Genomic DNA, 587 nt, shown 5'->3' with positions numbered 1-587 from the left:
GGACTCGAACCAACGACCCCCTGATTAACAGTCAAGTGCTCTAACCGGCTGAGCTATTCGGGCAGACGACTAGTATAACCACTCTTCACGCGCGATGGTAGGGGTGATTGGCAATCATTGCGGCAGCCCGATACAGCTGCTCGGCCACCACCAGGCGCACCAGCATGTGCGGCAGCGTCAGCGGGCCGATCGACCACTTCTCATCGGCCAGCGCGGACACCTCCGGCGAATGCCCTTCCGGGCCACCGATCAGGAACGCCAGGTCCCTTCCCTGCCCGCGCCAGTGTTCCAGGCGCTGTGCCAGCTGTTCGGAACTCAGCTGTCGCCCTGGCACATCCAGCGCCACTACATAGGCATTCTTCGGCAGCGCAGCGATCACCCGCTTGCCTTCATCTTCGGTGGCGCGGCGCGGATCGCGCCCCTTGCCACGCAGGCCGGGCTCGATTTCCACCAGCTCGAACGGCAGCCAGTGCGACAGCCGCTTCTGGTACTCGGCGAAGCCCTGCGCCACCCAGCTGGGGGCGCGTTCACCGGTGGCGATCAGGCGGGCTTTCATCAACGGTCCTCCAAAACGTCGACGGCGCCAT

Annotated in this window: 1 protein-coding gene; it reads right to left on the bottom strand. The window is 64.6% G+C overall.

Annotated features, from left to right (window positions below):
• Positions 1-85 precede the first annotated feature (85 nt).
• Positions 86-556 carry a 23S rRNA (pseudouridine(1915)-N(3))-methyltransferase RlmH gene (gene rlmH, locus V3B64_RS21815; protein ID WP_005418108.1) on the bottom strand — a complete coding sequence of 157 codons (471 nt, stop codon included), beginning with the start codon at positions 554-556 and terminating at the stop codon, positions 86-88.
• Between the last annotated feature and the right edge of the window lie 31 nt (positions 557-587).

The sequence above is a fragment of the Stenotrophomonas sp. SMYL86 genome (genome assembly GCF_036320025.1).
Taxonomy (GTDB): domain Bacteria; phylum Pseudomonadota; class Gammaproteobacteria; order Xanthomonadales; family Xanthomonadaceae; genus Stenotrophomonas; species Stenotrophomonas maltophilia_A.
The sequence above is the reverse complement of the archived record's forward strand: the minus strand, read 5'-3'. Positions and strand labels throughout refer to the sequence as shown.